The organism is Acidimicrobiia bacterium, assembly GCA_035471805.1.
GTDB lineage: Bacteria > Actinomycetota > Acidimicrobiia > Spongiisociales > JAHEDJ01 > JAHEDJ01.
This window is the reverse complement of sequence record DATIPS010000068.1, coordinates 1-15039: the sequence shown is the minus strand read 5'-3', so window position 1 is coordinate 15039 and position 15039 is coordinate 1. Positions and strand designations below refer to the sequence as shown.

Sequence of the window (15039 nt, the reverse complement as noted above, 5' to 3'; positions counted from 1 at the left end):
AGGAAAAGTCGAGTCCCCGTCGTACATCGCTCAGTAATCGGTCCCGGCGTCGGATTTCTTGAGGGATCTGTGGGAGTCGGGGCGGACGACCGGCTCGACCGCCGGGTCCGAGGGGAGGGGTTCGAAACGAAGTGCCGAGTTCCGACTTGTGTGTCATGCTTGGGCCATGATTCGAGCGCCACTCGCCGATCTCCTCACCGGGAGCCGACTCATCCTGGGGGTAATGGCGGCAGATGCTCTGATAGCCGATCGTCTCCTCCTCTTCTCGATCGTCCTGGCCGGCGCCTGGGTCACCGACGCCTTCGACGGACGGATCGCCCGGAGCGCCGACCGGCCTACTCGGTTGAAGGACTTCGACATGGTGGCGGACACGTGGGTGGGGGCCTGCGTATTGGCCGGACTGGGACTCAGCGGCCGAGCCCCCCTCTGGCTGGCAACGCTCGGTATCGTGGTGCTCGGAGCGATCTATCTTCGGACCAGGAACCCGGCGGTATCTCAGGTTCTGCAGGGAATCGCCTACGGCGCGGCGCTGTGGCTGATATTCACCTCACCAGACACGAGCCTGGCGATCCCATTCGGAACCCTGGCCGTTCTGCTGATACTCGAATACGAGAAGTTCTTCGGCAAGGTGCTGCCCATGTTCTTCAACGGGGTGGCGGCCTTCGTCAGAGGAGAGCGCTATGAAGGCCCACCCGACGACTCGCCCGTCGACATCGAGACGGGAACCTGAGACGAAGCTCCGTCGCCTCATTGCCTGCGGTGCCCTGGCGCCCGTCTTCGCCCTCACCATGTTCGTAGTGGCCGCCTCACGTGTCGAGGGCTACGACCACGTGTCCGACACCATGAGCAAGCTCAACGCCCAGGGTGTCGTCGATCAGTGGCCGTTCACGATGGGAGTAGTCGGCTACGCCGTCCTGATGGGATTCTTCTCTGCAGGACTGCGCCGGCACTATAGCTCGAGCAGGACCGGACGGATCCTGTGGACGGCCATCGCCGTCCATGCGGTACTGATGATCGGAGTAACCGGCTTTCACGACGATATTCGCCCCGGTGGATTCTTCACTGTTGAGGGCGCCGCCCACGACGTACTGGCCGGATTGGCCTTTAGTGCTCTGGTCATTGCGATGCTGTGCATGGTGGCTCTCACTCGGCAAGATCAAGCACTGCGTGCATCCCGGTCGGCGACGATCATCCTTGGAGCGGCCATGACCGTCGCGGGCATCGCTTTCATGTTCATCTCGCCCGACGTACAGGGGGTTGCCCAGCGCGTCCTCGTCGGTCTGACCGCCATGTGGATCATCCTCCTGGCCGTCCGGTCGATGGCGTCGGCGCGGACGGATCAGGCGGGTGAAGCGCTGCGACCCGAGGAGCCGGATCACCCTTCACTCGGGCACTAACGATGCTTCGCAAGTTTTCCTGTCTGCCGACAAGATCGACACTGCGTTCACAGCTGCGATGCGGACGGTCTGGACGCCTTGGGCCGGTCGCGTTCAGTTGTTGGTCGGTTCTGAAGATTCCAACGTCGTGAACCTGCCGCCCAGGTAGCAGAGAACCCCCGACCAGCAGGGGTTCTCTGGGTGGGCCCTGAAGGATTCGAACCTTCGACCTCTTCCGCGTCAGGGATCGACCGGCCTCTAAAAGGTCTACAACTCGCGATCGTTCAGGCGAAACAGAATCCTGCGGATACTGAGGAGACCCAGAAGGGCCATGAACAGCTGGTACGGCAACCAGTGCAGGACCGTTTCCAGCGCTCCTCCAAATCCCTCTGCTTCGGGTGACCCGAATATCATCACGGCTACGACGGCAGCTGCTGTGATCGCGGCCAGCTGGGTCGCGAGCGAGATCGTCAAGACGACCGTTGCCACCAGCTTTCCGACATACGCGCCGAAGTTGAACGACCGCAGCGTCGTCAAACGCTCGGCTTGCACGATGGCGCTGCGCCCCAGTGCAGTTAGCTGTTCAAGCCTGAGATAGTCCTCGTTGTCCAGCCCGTTGGTGATGCGGCGCTCTGTCGCTGCTACGACGCGCTTGCGTGCGTTCTTTCCTGCGTCGCGCCGGTAGCGACGGTACTCCTTGGTCAGATCGATGTCGTGGTCGAGGCGCGCCGCCAGGGTGTCGTAGAGCAGAGTCGCCCGGATCAGTCGCACCGTGTCGAAACTCATCGGTATCTTGAAGCGGCTCGTCACGCGGAAGAATCCGAGCCACAGCTGGGCAGTCGTCCGCTCGTACCATTCCGAGTTCTTGCTCCGGTTGGCAAGCAGCGCATCCCAGAAGACCTGCTCTACTGCTTTGATGACCCGGTCGGTGTCGATCGGCGGCAGTGGTTCGAGCAGGGTCAGGGACAACCGGGCCATCCCCTCGAGGTCCTCGTGCTCCATCAGGTTGTAGATCTCGCGCATGGCGGATCGACGAGATGCCGGCATCGAACCCATTGCCCCGAAGTCGACGAAGACCAACCGGTTGTCTCGCTGGATGATGATATTGGCCGGATGCGGGTCGCCGTGGAAGAACACGCTATCCCAAAGACCCCAATGACTGACCCAGATCATCCGCCTGGCAACCTCCGCCGGGTTGATGTTCAACTCTGCCATATGGGCGAGGGCTTCGGTGTCGTTGGTCTCGACGGCAGCGAGCAACTCGAACAACCAGATTCCCGAGACGAACTCTTCCACGATGACGTTCTCCCCGGAGAGATCCGCGTAGATCTTCGGAGCTGTGAAGTAGGGCCGCCGGGCCTTCCTGGCCCGTCGGCGGAAGATCTCCTGGAACTTCGCCTCCCGGTAGAAGTCCAACTCTTCCATTAGCGCGGTACGAATCTCCGTCAGGACGTTCTCTGTAAAGCCGGGCCGCACCAGGGTCAGCCTCTCCGCGGCGGAAGCCAACCAGCTCAGCACACGCAGGTCGGCGGCGATCTGACGACCGACGTCGGGACGCTGGACCTTGACCGCCACCCGTTCCCCCGTGTGCAAAACAGCCTGGTACACACACGCTATGGACGCTGATCCGATCGGATTGGGGTCGAACGCTGCGAAGGTCTCGCTCAATGACTTCCCGGTGCTCTTTTCGATTGACTCGATTGCCTGTCGTACGGGGAACGGATCGACCTGATCCAACAGAGATGTCAGCTCCTCGCAGTATTCCTGAGGTAGCAGGTCGGCTCGAACCGAGGCCTGCTGGCCGAGCTTGATGAAGGAACCGCCAATCCGGGCAATGGTCTCGCGAAGGCGAATCGCCCGGCTTCTCGGTGAGTGGTTGCCTCGCAGTCGATCCAGCAGGATTCCGCCGAGGAGAAGGGAAAGTCCCCGAAGCCAAACCAGGATCCGTCCAAGTGTCAGAAGCACTCCCGGACGGAACGGAGCTGTCAGACGCAGCCGGCGAGGGGCGATCTGCGAGGCGGTAGTTGCCGTGAACGGCGCCCGTCGCGGAAGAGCAAAGAGCACATCCTCCGCTGCCAGCAGGTCGGGGTCGACGTCGGCAGGCTCGTAGAACGGAGCGGGCCGCTTGCGGTCCTCCGCCTTCGGCGCGGTGCGCTTGCGCCACCGGTTCACACCATTGCGGACCGCTACTTTGACGTCTTGCTGCCGGTTCAAAACTCGTTGAGCATCCTCGTCGCAGCTCTCACGGAACGACGGGTAATCTGTCGCGCCGAGCCCGCTCGTGCGAGGTCCAATGGCAGAGGAGCAAGGCGCTTCGACCCTGCCGCCATCCCTTGCGCGATGTTGGGCACAATTTCGATGATGGCACCGTCACGTCTGCGGCGGGCGGACGATCGGCGGGCCTTGTCATAGTGACTAAGCCCTCTATCGGCCGCACCGACGGTTCGCCGGGCTACTTTGTATAGATATCGTTGGGTCCTGTCGGCGTCTTTCATGCGCGGTTTGCGATTGTTCTTGCTGCCAGGTTTCTTGGAGCGTTCGAACACGATCGGTTCGGCCAGCACCCGGGTTGGGGCAACGTCGGATCTGGTTGGAGCGACCATCAGAATGGCATCTCGATAGTGCGGCGGCGCGGTTTCTTCCGTTTGCGCTCGTAGATGACTATCACAGGGACGAGGGCGGCCGCGTCGAGCTCGTCCCCGAGTTCCTCGACAACCTCGTCCAGGACGTCGAGCACCTCGTCGGCCAACGGGCCCTCGCCTCGTTTGAGCCGTTTGACGTGCTTGCGTCGAACCTTACCCATATCGACCAAAACGGGGGTGATGACCTCGGGTTCGTCTGCGGGGTTCGCATTTGCGACGGCCGCTTCACCACCGGTGGTTGGTTCGATAGCCATTGGTCTGACTCCTTATCGATGGCGTCACATTCTGCAGCCTACTCATAGGCGATCGCGTCTCTGACGCTCAATCGCGAGGCATTACGCGCCGGCATCCAGCTGGATACGATTGCCAGAAGGAAGGCCATGCCGAACCATAACACCACGCCGAACGGGGCGAAGTGGAAGTCGAGAGGAACCTTGATGAAGCTCACACCGACGGCCCGCCCCATCACCCAGCTGAGAGGAACGGCCACAACCGAACCAAGCAGCCAGCTGAGCGCAGCCACCGTCAGGCCCTCGACTAGCACGATGGACAGCACGCTACGTCCGGTAGCGCCCACCGCGCGAAGCACTCCGAACTCGGTGGTTCGTTCGAGCACGTTCAGACTCATGGTTCCCAGTAGGCCAAGGCCGCCGACCAGGCCGAACAGCCCTGCCATCGCAGCCAGGAGAATGAGGATCGGGGTGGTCAGGCGCTCCACCTGCTCTCGCATCCGCGATTGAATCTCGACAGCTCGCACCCCCACGCCTGCAGACCCGAGTTCGGCGTCCAACGCCTCGGCGAGATCAGTCTGTGCCTCTGCATCGTCTGGCGTGCCAGAAACAACCAGCCGGTTCACCGGCTGCGTGGGACCGACTGCAGCAGCTATAGCCCGGTACGGAACGTAGGCGATCGGTGCAGACGGGCGTGGCTCGCCCGGCGCCACCAGCTGGGTTGTACTGATTCCGACGACCTGCCAGGCCGCGTCGACCCCCAGGACGCGCAAGACGACCTGATCCCCGACTGAGATCTCCGGTTCATTGGCGGCGACGTCGACGTTGATCACCACCTTCCTGTCATCGTCTGGTCTCAACCAGCGGCCCTCCCGGAGGGTCGGATCGATGAAGAGGCTGTCTGGAGGAATACCGAACACCGTCGTCTCCTCACCTGCCGCCTGCCCATTGGCCCGTACCACCGATGAAGGGGCGACCAGCCAACCTTCAACTTCCTTGACACCGTCGGTTGCTCCAACGATCTCCTCCAGGTCCCCGAACGGTTCCATCTGCTGAAGGTCGATCGTTACGTCCTGCTGCCAATACGCAGCGATGGACTCCACTGATGCCAGCAGTGAGCTGCGAAGGGTCAGAACCGTGACGAGAATCGCGCCACCGAGCGACAATGTTATGACGGTGAGAGTGAGCCGCAGTTTGCGCCGGAAAGTGTTGCGTGCGGCGTAGCGCAGAGATCCGGAGAGCCACTGCAGGCGGGCCAGACCGCGGTCTATTCGCCCGGGACCGAATCCGCCGGACGGGTCCTTCCCGCGGATCGCCTCCGCCACAGTCGCTCGGGTGCCGGAAAGGATCGGAGCGAGTGCCGCTGCTGTGGGAACTCCCAGCCCGATCGATAACTCAGTCAGCCATACCCAAGGAGGCGCGCCGAAACTGTGGATGTCGATGTTGAGCAACGTCGCCAGCTGACCGACAAGGAGCCGTGCCGCCAGCGCACCGACGGGCACCGCGACGATCAACGCGATGAGGCTGAAGGCCACAACCGTGGTCAAGTAGATGGTCAGTACGGCGCGCCTGGTCGCTCCAACGGCCTTCATGACGCCAATCTGCGGCTCCTGGCGCGCCAACATTGCGGAGACCGTGTTGAACACCAGAAAACCCGAGAGCACGAGCGACAAAACACCCAGCGTGCCGAGGATCAGCAGCAGCGAGGAGATGACGTTGTCGAGCACGTGCTTACTCGGTGTCGGGATTCTCGTGCCGAGCCTCTCGAACCCGTTATTAGTCAGTGTCTCCGCTGCCAGTTCCGCCACCTCGCCGACGTGGTTCAGATCCGCCCTATCGCCCTTCACCGTGAACGAAATCTCGTTGAAACCTCCCGGGAGCCCGAGCTGTTGCCACGTAGCTGTGCTCGCATAGGCGAAGATGACCTGATCGACGAGCCTGCCGGAGACGATGGTCAGGTCGTAGACCGTTGTGGATACGCCGATCTCATGGGTCGAGCCTCCGGGGTCGACGATGGAGGCCGTATCGCCGATTTCGAGCCCGGCAGCATCGATACTTGAACGCTCGAGAGCGATGCTGCCCAGCGGCGGCGGCCAGCTGCCGAAATCGGGACGGAGTCGGTCGACGGTGCGGTCCGCAAGGTCGTTGACCACAACCAGCCGCAGCGGGCGCAGATCATCACCGACTCTGATGCGACCGAAAGCGACCAGTGCGCCCTGTGCGTCGTCGACATCTGCTCGCGCGGCAACGGCTATTACCGCAGCATCGGTCGCTCCTTCTGTGAGAATCGTGGCACTGGATGGGTTGCTTGCGGCCAGCTCCTCCTCCAGGTTCGCTGTGAAGATAGCCCGGGCTCGCAATGTTGTACTCAGGCCGATGAGGCCTACGGCGATCGCCGCTATCACCAGGATCGTCCGGGCCGGGTTGCCCAGCAGATCGCGCGCTACCTTGCGGAACCGGACGCTCATCCCCCGCCGGCCTCGGCGAGCAGAAGTGCTATGTGATCGTCGGCCAGGCGAGCACTCTTGGCGATATCGCGATGGACTGCGATGGGTATTGTCACGATCGTGGTGCCGGCCGGTTCATCATGGGCGGCACGGAGGGTGGCCACGCTCCGGCCATTGAGGCTCAGACCTGCCGAACCGAAGTGTCGCCCTTTCCCATATCGGTAGGCAATCTCCTCTCCCTCGCCGGCCATCACTTCGACCGCTCCTTGCAAGATGACGCAGAAGCGGTTCGCTTGGTCGCCTTGCTGCAGGATCGTCTGGCCCGGTTCGAAAGTCATCCGTTCCATCCGATCCGCGAAATCGGCGAAGTGAGCCTCGGTCACGACCGGCACGACACGGCGCACTGTTTCGGCAGTTATTCGTTGGCGCATGACCCGAGCGATAGCGTCGTGCGCCAATGCGTTATCGGCGACCAGGCGGCGGAAGATATCGGCATCGAGGGACACGAATGAGGCGTCACCGTCGGCAGTCACGCGAACCGTCGAGTTCCTCTCCTTCTCCTCCAGCAGACCCATCTCGCCGAAGAACTGGCCCGGTTCGAGGACGGCCAAGAGTTCTTCAGGGCCGCCGCCTTTGCTCCGGAGGACTTCCACCGAGCCGCGCACGACGATGTAGAACCGGTCGGCCGCTTCCCCCTGAGCGAAAACGGTAGCGCCAGCCCTCAGGACCTGGGGCTCCAGTCTGGCGGTTACCTCGGCAAGGTCGCGCTCGGAGATTCCCGTCAGCGCCGAACGAACGTACGACTCGACGACCTCTCCGTCGAGAATCATGACCACCCGAGACGCCCGACTGGCGAGATCGGTGTCGTGTGTGACCATGAGAATCGTCTTGCCTTGGTCAACGAGCTCCTCAAACAGTTGGAAAATGGTCTCGGCAGTACGCGAGTCGAGGCTACCGGTCGGCTCGTCGGCAACAATCAGTGCGGGATTGTTGGCCAATGCCCGAGCGATTGCCACTCGCTGCTGCTGGCCACCAGAGACAGCGGAAGGCAGTTTGTTAGCGTGCTGATCCATCCCCACTCGCTCGAGCAGCGCGAGTGCACGATCGCGGCGCACCCGGGTGGATCCACGGCGGGCGAACTCCATGGGCAGCACGACATTCTCCAGCAGGGTCAGGGTGGGCAGCAGCTGAAAAGACTGAAAGATGACGCCTAGGTTGGTCCCTCTCCAAAGTGCCATTGCGTTCTCGTCGAGAGTGTGCACCGCCGTCCCAGCGACGTGCACCTCTCCACTGGTTACGTGGTCGATACCCGCGATCGCATTGATCAGTGTCGACTTACCACTGCCCGACTTCCCTATCACGGCGACAAACTCTCCAGCGTCGACTTGAAGGTCGACGCTCCGCAGGGCCAGGAACGGTCCGGCAGGGGTCTGGTAGGCCTTGACCAAATCGCGCAGGTCTACCAGCGGGAGGTTTGTCATCGGGGGACTGCCGACCGCTCAGCCCGCAAGGGGTAGAGGATGGCCCCGTCGAGCCTCCCTTCCAGGTATTGCTGCCTAAGTTCGCCACGCCGCAGCTTCCCGTTGTGGGTCAATGGGATCGTTTTCGGCGCAACGAGGTGAACTCGTGCCGGACGGAAGCCGAAACGATCGTGCACAGCCCTTGCGATGGCGACCACGCAGGATTTTCTCGCTTTTTCGTCGGGCATGGCGTCGGGGCGGATTTCAACCAGCACCCTGATCTGCTCCCCTTCGAGGCGACCATCGTCGATCCCGATTGCCGCGGAGTAGCGGACTCCGCTGATTCCGTTCACAATCTCCTCCACCTCCTCGGGATAGACGGTGCGACCGGCGTGAATCATCACGTCTTTCGCCCGGCTCAGAATATAGAGGTGGCCCTCTCCGTCCAGGTAGCCAATGTCCCCGGTTCGAACGGCTCCCGGACTCGCCAGCAGGGTGTCGGTGGCACCGGAGTTCTGGAAGTAGCCGCGGGTGTTGGCGGGGCTCTTGACCACGATGTGGCCTATGACATCCGGGGGCAGCACCCGGTCGGTGTCGTCGAGGATCTGCACGGTGATATCCGGAAATGGTCGACCGACCGAAACCGCACCCCTTTTGCCGATCCGATTCTCCGTCGAGGGTTCCCCCATGCTTACGCCGACAGTCGCCTCCGCCAGGCCGTAGCCGGCGACCATCACCCGATCCAATCCGAATGTCTCATGAAAAGAATCGATGGTTGACAGGCGAACGGGCTCTGCAGCGTTGAGCGCCACCCGCAATGAGGACAGATCGTGACCATTGGCGGCTCGATTGGAGCCGGCTACCTGGCGAAGGCACAGCCGGTAGCCGAAATCGGGCGAGGCGGTGAAGGTCCCGCGATGGCGGGTGATCGCGTCCAGCCAGGGTCGTGTGTCGCTCAGGCTGGTTGGAAGCAGGAACAAGGGCGCGGCCAGGAAGAAGGGCACGATGGTCATCAGAATCAGACCCATGTCGTGATAGGCGGGCAGCCAGCTCACAAAACGGTCCTCTGCCGTGATTTTCATCCCAGCGATCATCTGACGGACGTTGGTCATCAGGTTGGCATGCGACAGCTGAACGCCTTTGGGATCTCCGGTGCTGCCCGAGGTGTACTGGATGAAGGCGACGTCTTCCGCTTGCACTTCGGGGAGAGAGACCGCAGAACCGGGTCGGTCGAGTGCCGTCGAGATGTGCAACGATCCGGCGTCCCTTCGCCAGCGCGTCAAGGTCTCCGCTTGTGTATCTGAGGGAACAACAACGTGAACGGCGCCGCACAGTCTCGCCACCTCCAAGACCCGCCCTGGAGGGACTCCGGGGAAGATCGGTACGGCGACGCCGCCCGCGCGCTGGGCGCCGTAAAAGGCAGTGAAGAAGTCGTGACCGTTGGGCAGTGCGAGCACGACGCGTCCGCCTGGACGAAGGCCCTGTTCGACGAGCGCAGAGGCGAATCCCTCGACGTCTGACCAAAGCTCGCCGAAGGTGCGGGGGTCATCGCAGTAGCTGTAGGCAGTGCGGTCGCCGCTGACCATTGCCCGCCAGGCCAGGAGCTGGACCAGCGTTGCCGGGCTCGCGTTTGGAGTCACGGCTGCGTGAGCGACTCGACAAGCGACACGAGCTCGCCGACCGTTCGCACGGAGGCGGCCGCGGTCTCGGATATTCTGATATCGAAGTCCTGCTCGAGAATGACGACGATGTTCATCAGGTCGAAGGAATCGACTTCCAGATCCTCACTCAGGCGCTGGCCGGTCTCAACCTTGTCGACCCCGAGATGGAGTTCGAGGACGAGAATTACGGCGTCGCGCACGGCGCTGTTGCCGTTCTCGTTGATCATCGGCTTCCCGCTTCTAACAACTTGTCGCATGTGGTGTCGGCGATGCGCGCCGCGATCATGCTGTCCATGTCGGTATCGAGAAAGACAAAGTTCCAGGTCAGCCGTTCACGGAAGATCGTGACAAACGCTGTGGCGACCGGGCCCAACCGGTTATTGGAGATGAAGCCGTGGACGTCGGTCACCTCGATATCACCGTAGCGTTCGCCCAGCGTGAGCGGACCGGCATAGCTAACCGCCGTCGTAGCCATCCGTGTGTTCTTGGTTCCGATGATCATCCTCATTAGCTGCCTGGCCAGACCGGCGGCGAGGAGGTGCTCATGTCGAGTCATCGAGCGTTGTACCTGCGCCTGGAACGCACGCGCAATGTTCCATAGATCGTTGTCTGGCTGAACTTGCAGCGTATAGCGCAGCATCGAGAGGTAGCAGGCCATGACCTCGGCGGGTGGAGGAGGCAGCAGCTTCGGGCGGAGGTCGGCGAACATGATTGCTCGCATCGGCAGAGCCTCTCCGGTGTATAGATGCTGATGGGTGGCGCTAATCAGTGCTGCCGCGATCACACTGTTCATGGTCAGTCGACGGCTTCTGGACTGATCGACGAGGTCAGCGGTAGCGTCTCGTTCAAGGCTGCGAGTCAATATGTAACAACTGGCTGTTGAATGGATCGGAGCCTGCCGCCCGTGGATTCCCCTTCTGTAGGCTATTTCTTCGGCGGCCTGACGGCGCATGTACTGCCCCAGCGGAGCAAGACGGGCGCGCCCCGTCAGATGATCGGGGAGCATGTGGTCGATCGGAGGCGGTAGCTGCGCAATCGCAGGTTTGACGCGATCGGTCGTGCCGCTGCAAAGACCCAAGAGCTGGTCAATGATGCGCCCCGCCGAAACCGCGTCCATAACAGTGTGGTCGAAGGCAAACACGAGATCGGCCTGGGTGTCGCCCTGATTCTGCAGGTAGGTGCAGGCGAGTAGTGGTCCGTTCTCGATGTCGACGTTGGTGTTGAGTACCCGTTCGGCAATGTCCCGCCAGTGAGCTTCGTCTCGCCTGGCATGAACTTCGAGGGGGATAGGCGGCACACTCTTTGATTCTTCGAATGTCGGCCGCTGCCTCCGGGTGGTGATCCGGGAGCGAAGTAGAGGGTGTCGTTCTTGCACGATATCCAACGCGCGACGGAGGCTGTCAACGTCCGGAGCGCCTTGCAGCCTCACGACCCCGGCCACGCTCATCGGGGCAAAACGGCGCGTTATGTCGAGAGCTGCCTCCATATTGCCCAGGCGTCGTCGCATCGGCGGGAGTATAGGGATCGGGCCGCGGAGGAAACCGCCATGGAGCAGCCCTTCTGAATGGGAGAAAGGCCCGTGTGGGGCGACACCTTCGCAAGGGGCGGAGTGGTTGTGACGGTGGGTTCCCCACCACTCCTGGATAGTGGCCGTCGCACGCGAATCCGTGCCATTGACCGCCTACTCCCAGCTCATTGATGGATTGGATCGTGACGCGGTCCACCGTCTCGACGAAGTCTGGGTTGGGGCGTTGCCGGCTCAGGCAACCGATTGAGTGACCTAGCAGTCGATCACGTAACAAGAAGCCCCCAAGGTCATTGGGGGGGTTCATCTGGGTGGGCCCTGAAGGAAAGACGCATTCGTAGGTGGCCGACTCCGACAAGCCCAACAGCCCACGCTCCGTAGATCCGGCGTGATACCGGCCGATACCGTCAACTCGATCACCGGATCACCCATCGAAGCCGGCGAAGCTCATCGATACCGTCCGGCGAGAGCAGGTCGACTGGTCTGGGTCTGTCGGCGAAAGGGCGCAGTGTTTCGGTGAGCGGGTCGGATGGTTCGATGCAGGACCCAGCCGGAAGCTATCGGGACGGTGGGACAGAACCACCTTCGCCTGCTGTGGAGTGGGGACAACGCAGCAGACGAAGGCAGAGTCACTGTATGCATCGGATTCCAGACTTATCCGATCTCTATGGCACCTTCGAGAACAGAACGAAATGTTGCTTGATGAGGTCTCCTTCGATCTCATAGACCGAGATGCCTTCATACGTGTCCCCTATTGTGGCGAACTCGACCCGTCGGGGGACGGAAACCCAGTTGCCGTTCACGGTCATCGGGCCAAGGTTCTCGAGGGTGAACCCGTATTTTTCGAAGTCTGACATTCTCAGTTCCATCGCGTACAACGGGTAGGTGAAGCTGGCATTAGCGTCGAACTCGGTGAAGTCTTCTGTCACCGTCGCCGACCAAGCTTCGAAATCGAAACTCGTCCACGCCGCCGTCGCCTCCTCGACCAACGCCTCGACGTCGCTGGTAACGAAGTTGTCGATCAGGAGCCAAGCACCCAGCGCCACCAGAGCGGCCAGCAGCACAACCACTGCCAGGATCAGCCAGCGGTTGTTGCGGGTGACTGTCTCGATTGTTCGCTCGGGTTTGTCGATTGTCTTTTCCATGGTTTCCATGACTTCCCCTCTCGTCTTCATGTTCACAAACCGCCCGTTGCTCTTTCTCCATCGCCGTAGCAAGGTCAGGGCCGCCGTTAGCAGCACCGTGCCGCCGGCGGCTCCCGCAACCACCAGAGCGAGAACGCTCACGTCGGCCGGGGTGGCCGGCCGTAGTGGACCTCCCGCTCCAAACGCGGCATCGAGTACCGAATCCGCTCCCAACAGCCATCGTCCCGCGACCACGCCGCCGACGAACACCAGAACCGCCGCAGCCGACGCTGCCGCCACCCGGACACCGTGTAGCCAGGACGGGTTACGTGCCACCTCCGAGCGGTTTGCCCGGCGTTCGATGTCAGTCCACTGGTTGGGAGCCTCGAGGAGGTCGAGCGCCTCGAATCGCTGCTGCAAGTCACGCATCGCCTCCACCTCCTTCGAGCAGATCCTGCAAACGCCGCCTTCCCCGGGTCAGCTGCATTCGGACCGCCGCCGGCGTTGAGCCGACCAGACGAGCGATTTCGGCGGTGCCGTATCCGCCGTAGTAGTGGAGGACCAGGCAGACCCGGGGCCGTTCGGGGACTTCCCGCAGGGCGGCCAGCAGCTCCCAAGCCGGCTCGGGATTGCGAACCGAAGCGACCTCCTGCAACGGGACCGAACGGTGACGGTCCTGGAGCCGACCGGCCGCAATCCGAAAGGCCGCCTTCCAAACCCACTTCTCGGGCGACCGGATAGCACTCCCCCGCCGCAAGGCCTGGGCAAAAGCCTCGGCCACCGCATCGTCGGCAAGGTGCCGATCCTGTGCGTAGGCATAGACGGAACGCCACAGCCGGGCTCCATGCAGGCGATACACCGACTCCAAATCGGACCCGATCGACATGGTGGTGGATTGACCCTCCATGCGGCTCCTCGCCAAACGCGTCGAAGGCCCCCTTGTGATGCTCCGATTCGAAACAGCAACCGACTCTTCTTCCATGTCACCCCTACAGGGGCCGAGAGGGGGAAAAGTGCAACACCGTTTCTCAGGAGACCGTCATATTGACCGTAGGTAGAGCAGCCAACATGCGCCAGGGCCGAAAGGCCTGCCGGCTCCCACCCTATCCGCCGCGCCGAAACCGTATCTGCTCGGCATCGATCGGTTCGAGCGAGCGAGGCGGACGTCCCACATAGAGAGTGCGGACGGTTCGTCATCCGGCTCCGAAGACACGTCCGGGAGTTCTTTGATAGGTTGAAGCGATCTTGCAGGCGAGGGAGGGACCATGACTCTGCAACGGATGATTGCTGCTGCCCGAAAAGTGGTGGACCCGCCGTTTGACACTTTGTTTGGATTGGCTCGGTACATCACGGTCGCCGGGATCGCCGGTCTCATCACCGGGTTGCTGGTGGGAGGTGGAGGGGGAAGGCTGTTCATGCGGATCGCCGGAGCCGCCGCCCCCGACCTTGCCCAGGGAAGAAGCACCGAAGCAGGGTTCACCGTCGGGGAGATCACGTTGGACGGCACAATGGGATTGGTGATCTTCGTCGGTGTGTTCGTGGGAGTGGTTGGGGCCGTCATGTACCTGGTGTTCCGCCCCTGGCTGGGATGGGCTGGGAAGTGGCGAGGCGTGGCGTTCGGACTGCTGCTGTTTGCGATAGGGAGTGCTACCTCCGATGTGCTCAATCCTGACAACTTCGACTTCGCCATCCTCGGCAACAGCGTCCTGCTGGTTTCGCTGATTGTCGGCCTGTTCGTCGGTTTCGGAGCGGTCTTGGATTGGATGTTTGGAATACTGGATCGCCGACTCCCACGCCCCGACGATGGTTCGGCCCGTTGGGCCTATGCCGTTATTGCCGTCATCGGTGCCGGTCTGGGTGGCCTGACCTCCCCGTTCCTACTGTTTTCCCGGCAGGCATGTGACTGTGACACACCGATCGTGTCGTCGACCTTCGTGATAGTGGCGGCCGCCGGCACCCTGATGTGGTGGTGGCGGGCGATCAAACCCAACCGATCCGAGATGGTGGCGAAGGTGCTGGGGTTCATCGGCCTCGCCGGTGCGATCGTATTCGGTTTGATCCGTGCCCTCTCAGACGCAATCGACATCATCCGCTAACACGATGACTGTCGAGACCGTCCGGTGGGAGCAGGTCGGCGGGTTGCGGCCCGGCAGCTAGAAGACGGAGAGCTTCGGTGAGCGGGTCGGACGGTTCGATACAGGACACGCTGTCGACGCTATCGGCAGGGTGTGACATCGCCGCTCAGCGACCACTCGGTCGGATAGGTGGCACCCGCAGCAGGTAGGGGGACCTGTCATGGCCGAAGGGCGTTGGCGATTTCTGGGCGGGACGGACAGGACACCGATCTGCGGTAACTCCTTCTTGTCAGCCGCTATGGACTTCATGGGGAATCGTCTGTCCGGTCTGTCCCGTGTCCTGCTGCGTAGTCTCAGATGCAATGGCTGAACCTCAGGACCGTCGGTTGGCTGCGGTCATGTTCTGTGACATGGTCGGGTTCACCGCTGCCATGCAAGCCGATGAGCAGGCGGCGTTGGAGCAACGAACCCGCTATCGAACGGTCGTTGAAGACCAGCA

Annotated in this window: 13 protein-coding genes; 4 read left to right on the top strand and 9 right to left on the bottom strand. The window is 62.1% G+C overall.

The window, feature by feature from the left end; all coding sequences use genetic code 11:
* Positions 1–166 precede the first annotated feature (166 nt).
* Positions 167–730, top strand: coding sequence for a CDP-alcohol phosphatidyltransferase family protein (locus VLT15_14040; protein HSR46335.1), 564 nt, complete (start codon positions 167–169; stop codon positions 728–730).
* Positions 681–1397, top strand: a complete 717-nt coding sequence (locus VLT15_14035) for a DUF998 domain-containing protein (protein ID HSR46334.1) — start codon at positions 681–683, stop codon at positions 1395–1397. Before VLT15_14040 ends, VLT15_14035 begins: the two co-directional genes overlap by 50 nt.
* A gap of 246 nt (positions 1398–1643) precedes the next feature.
* Here the strand turns inward: VLT15_14035 and VLT15_14030 are convergent, their stop codons facing one another.
* The 7 genes from VLT15_14030 to VLT15_14000 form a co-directional block, all read right to left on the bottom strand.
* The gene (locus tag VLT15_14030; protein HSR46333.1) at positions 1644–3590 is read right to left on the bottom strand and encodes an AarF/UbiB family protein; all 1947 of its coding nucleotides are present in this window, start codon (positions 3588–3590) and stop codon (positions 1644–1646) included.
* 388 nt (positions 3591–3978) lie between these two features.
* Complete coding sequence (locus tag VLT15_14025; GenBank protein ID HSR46332.1) at positions 3979–4272, bottom strand: hypothetical protein; 294 nt, start codon at positions 4270–4272, stop codon at positions 3979–3981.
* Between the two features lie 38 nt (positions 4273–4310).
* Positions 4311–6716 carry an ABC transporter permease gene (locus tag VLT15_14020; GenBank protein HSR46331.1) on the bottom strand — a complete coding sequence of 802 codons (2406 nt, stop codon included), beginning with the start codon at positions 6714–6716 and terminating at the stop codon, positions 4311–4313.
* A complete protein-coding gene (locus tag VLT15_14015) occupies positions 6713–8176 on the bottom strand; it encodes a cyclic nucleotide-binding domain-containing protein (protein ID HSR46330.1) in 1464 nt (487 codons plus the stop codon). Before VLT15_14015 ends, VLT15_14020 begins: the two co-directional genes overlap by 4 nt.
* Positions 8173–9795, bottom strand: a complete 1623-nt coding sequence (locus VLT15_14010; protein HSR46329.1) for an AMP-binding protein — start codon at positions 9793–9795, stop codon at positions 8173–8175. The genes VLT15_14015 and VLT15_14010 overlap by 4 nt, the downstream gene beginning before the upstream one ends.
* Positions 9792–10043, bottom strand: a complete 252-nt coding sequence (locus VLT15_14005; GenBank protein HSR46328.1) for an acyl carrier protein — start codon at positions 10041–10043, stop codon at positions 9792–9794. The genes VLT15_14010 and VLT15_14005 overlap by 4 nt, the downstream gene beginning before the upstream one ends.
* Positions 10040–11263, bottom strand: a complete 1224-nt coding sequence (locus tag VLT15_14000) for a condensation domain-containing protein (GenBank protein HSR46327.1) — start codon at positions 11261–11263, stop codon at positions 10040–10042. The genes VLT15_14005 and VLT15_14000 overlap by 4 nt, the downstream gene beginning before the upstream one ends.
* A 199-nt stretch (positions 11264–11462) precedes the next feature.
* On the opposite strand from VLT15_14000, the gene VLT15_13995 reads away from it, so the two are divergent.
* On the top strand, positions 11463–11591 hold the full coding sequence (locus tag VLT15_13995) for a hypothetical protein (GenBank protein HSR46326.1): 129 nt from the start codon (positions 11463–11465) through the stop codon (positions 11589–11591).
* 415 nt (positions 11592–12006) lie between these two features.
* Here the strand turns inward: VLT15_13995 and VLT15_13990 are convergent, their stop codons facing one another.
* Positions 12007–12894: a hypothetical protein gene (locus VLT15_13990; protein ID HSR46325.1), complete on the bottom strand. Its 888-nt coding sequence runs from the start codon at positions 12892–12894 to the stop codon at positions 12007–12009.
* Entirely contained in the window at positions 12887–13372 is a 486-nt protein-coding gene (locus VLT15_13985) for a sigma-70 family RNA polymerase sigma factor (protein HSR46324.1), read from the bottom strand. The genes VLT15_13990 and VLT15_13985 overlap by 8 nt, the downstream gene beginning before the upstream one ends.
* Positions 13373–13730: 358 nt before the next feature.
* On the opposite strand from VLT15_13985, the gene VLT15_13980 reads away from it, so the two are divergent.
* Complete coding sequence (locus VLT15_13980; protein HSR46323.1) at positions 13731–14561, top strand: hypothetical protein; 831 nt, start codon at positions 13731–13733, stop codon at positions 14559–14561.
* The last annotated feature ends 478 nt before the right edge of the window (positions 14562–15039 follow it).

Bases quoted from the DNA above. Each gene is read 5' to 3' on its own strand.
- VLT15_14040 (HSR46335.1), top strand. From the start codon at position 167: ATGATTCGAGCGCCACTCGCCGATCTCCTCACCGGGAGCCGACTCATC.
- VLT15_14035 (HSR46334.1), top strand. From the start codon at position 681: ATGAAGGCCCACCCGACGACTCGCCCGTCGACATCGAGACGGGAACCT.
- VLT15_14025 (HSR46332.1), bottom strand. From the start codon at position 4,272: ATGGCTATCGAACCAACCACCGGTGGTGAAGCGGCCGTCGCAAATGCG.
- VLT15_14020 (HSR46331.1), bottom strand. From the start codon at position 6,716: ATGAGCGTCCGGTTCCGCAAGGTAGCGCGCGATCTGCTGGGCAACCCG.
- VLT15_14015 (HSR46330.1), bottom strand. From the start codon at position 8,176: ATGACAAACCTCCCGCTGGTAGACCTGCGCGATTTGGTCAAGGCCTAC.
- VLT15_14005 (HSR46328.1), bottom strand. From the start codon at position 10,043: ATGATCAACGAGAACGGCAACAGCGCCGTGCGCGACGCCGTAATTCTC.
- VLT15_14000 (HSR46327.1), bottom strand. From the start codon at position 11,263: ATGAGCGTGGCCGGGGTCGTGAGGCTGCAAGGCGCTCCGGACGTTGAC.
- VLT15_13990 (HSR46325.1), bottom strand. From the start codon at position 12,894: ATGCGTGACTTGCAGCAGCGATTCGAGGCGCTCGACCTCCTCGAGGCT.
- VLT15_13985 (HSR46324.1), bottom strand. From the start codon at position 13,372: ATGGAGGGTCAATCCACCACCATGTCGATCGGGTCCGATTTGGAGTCG.
- VLT15_13980 (HSR46323.1), top strand. From the start codon at position 13,731: ATGACTCTGCAACGGATGATTGCTGCTGCCCGAAAAGTGGTGGACCCG.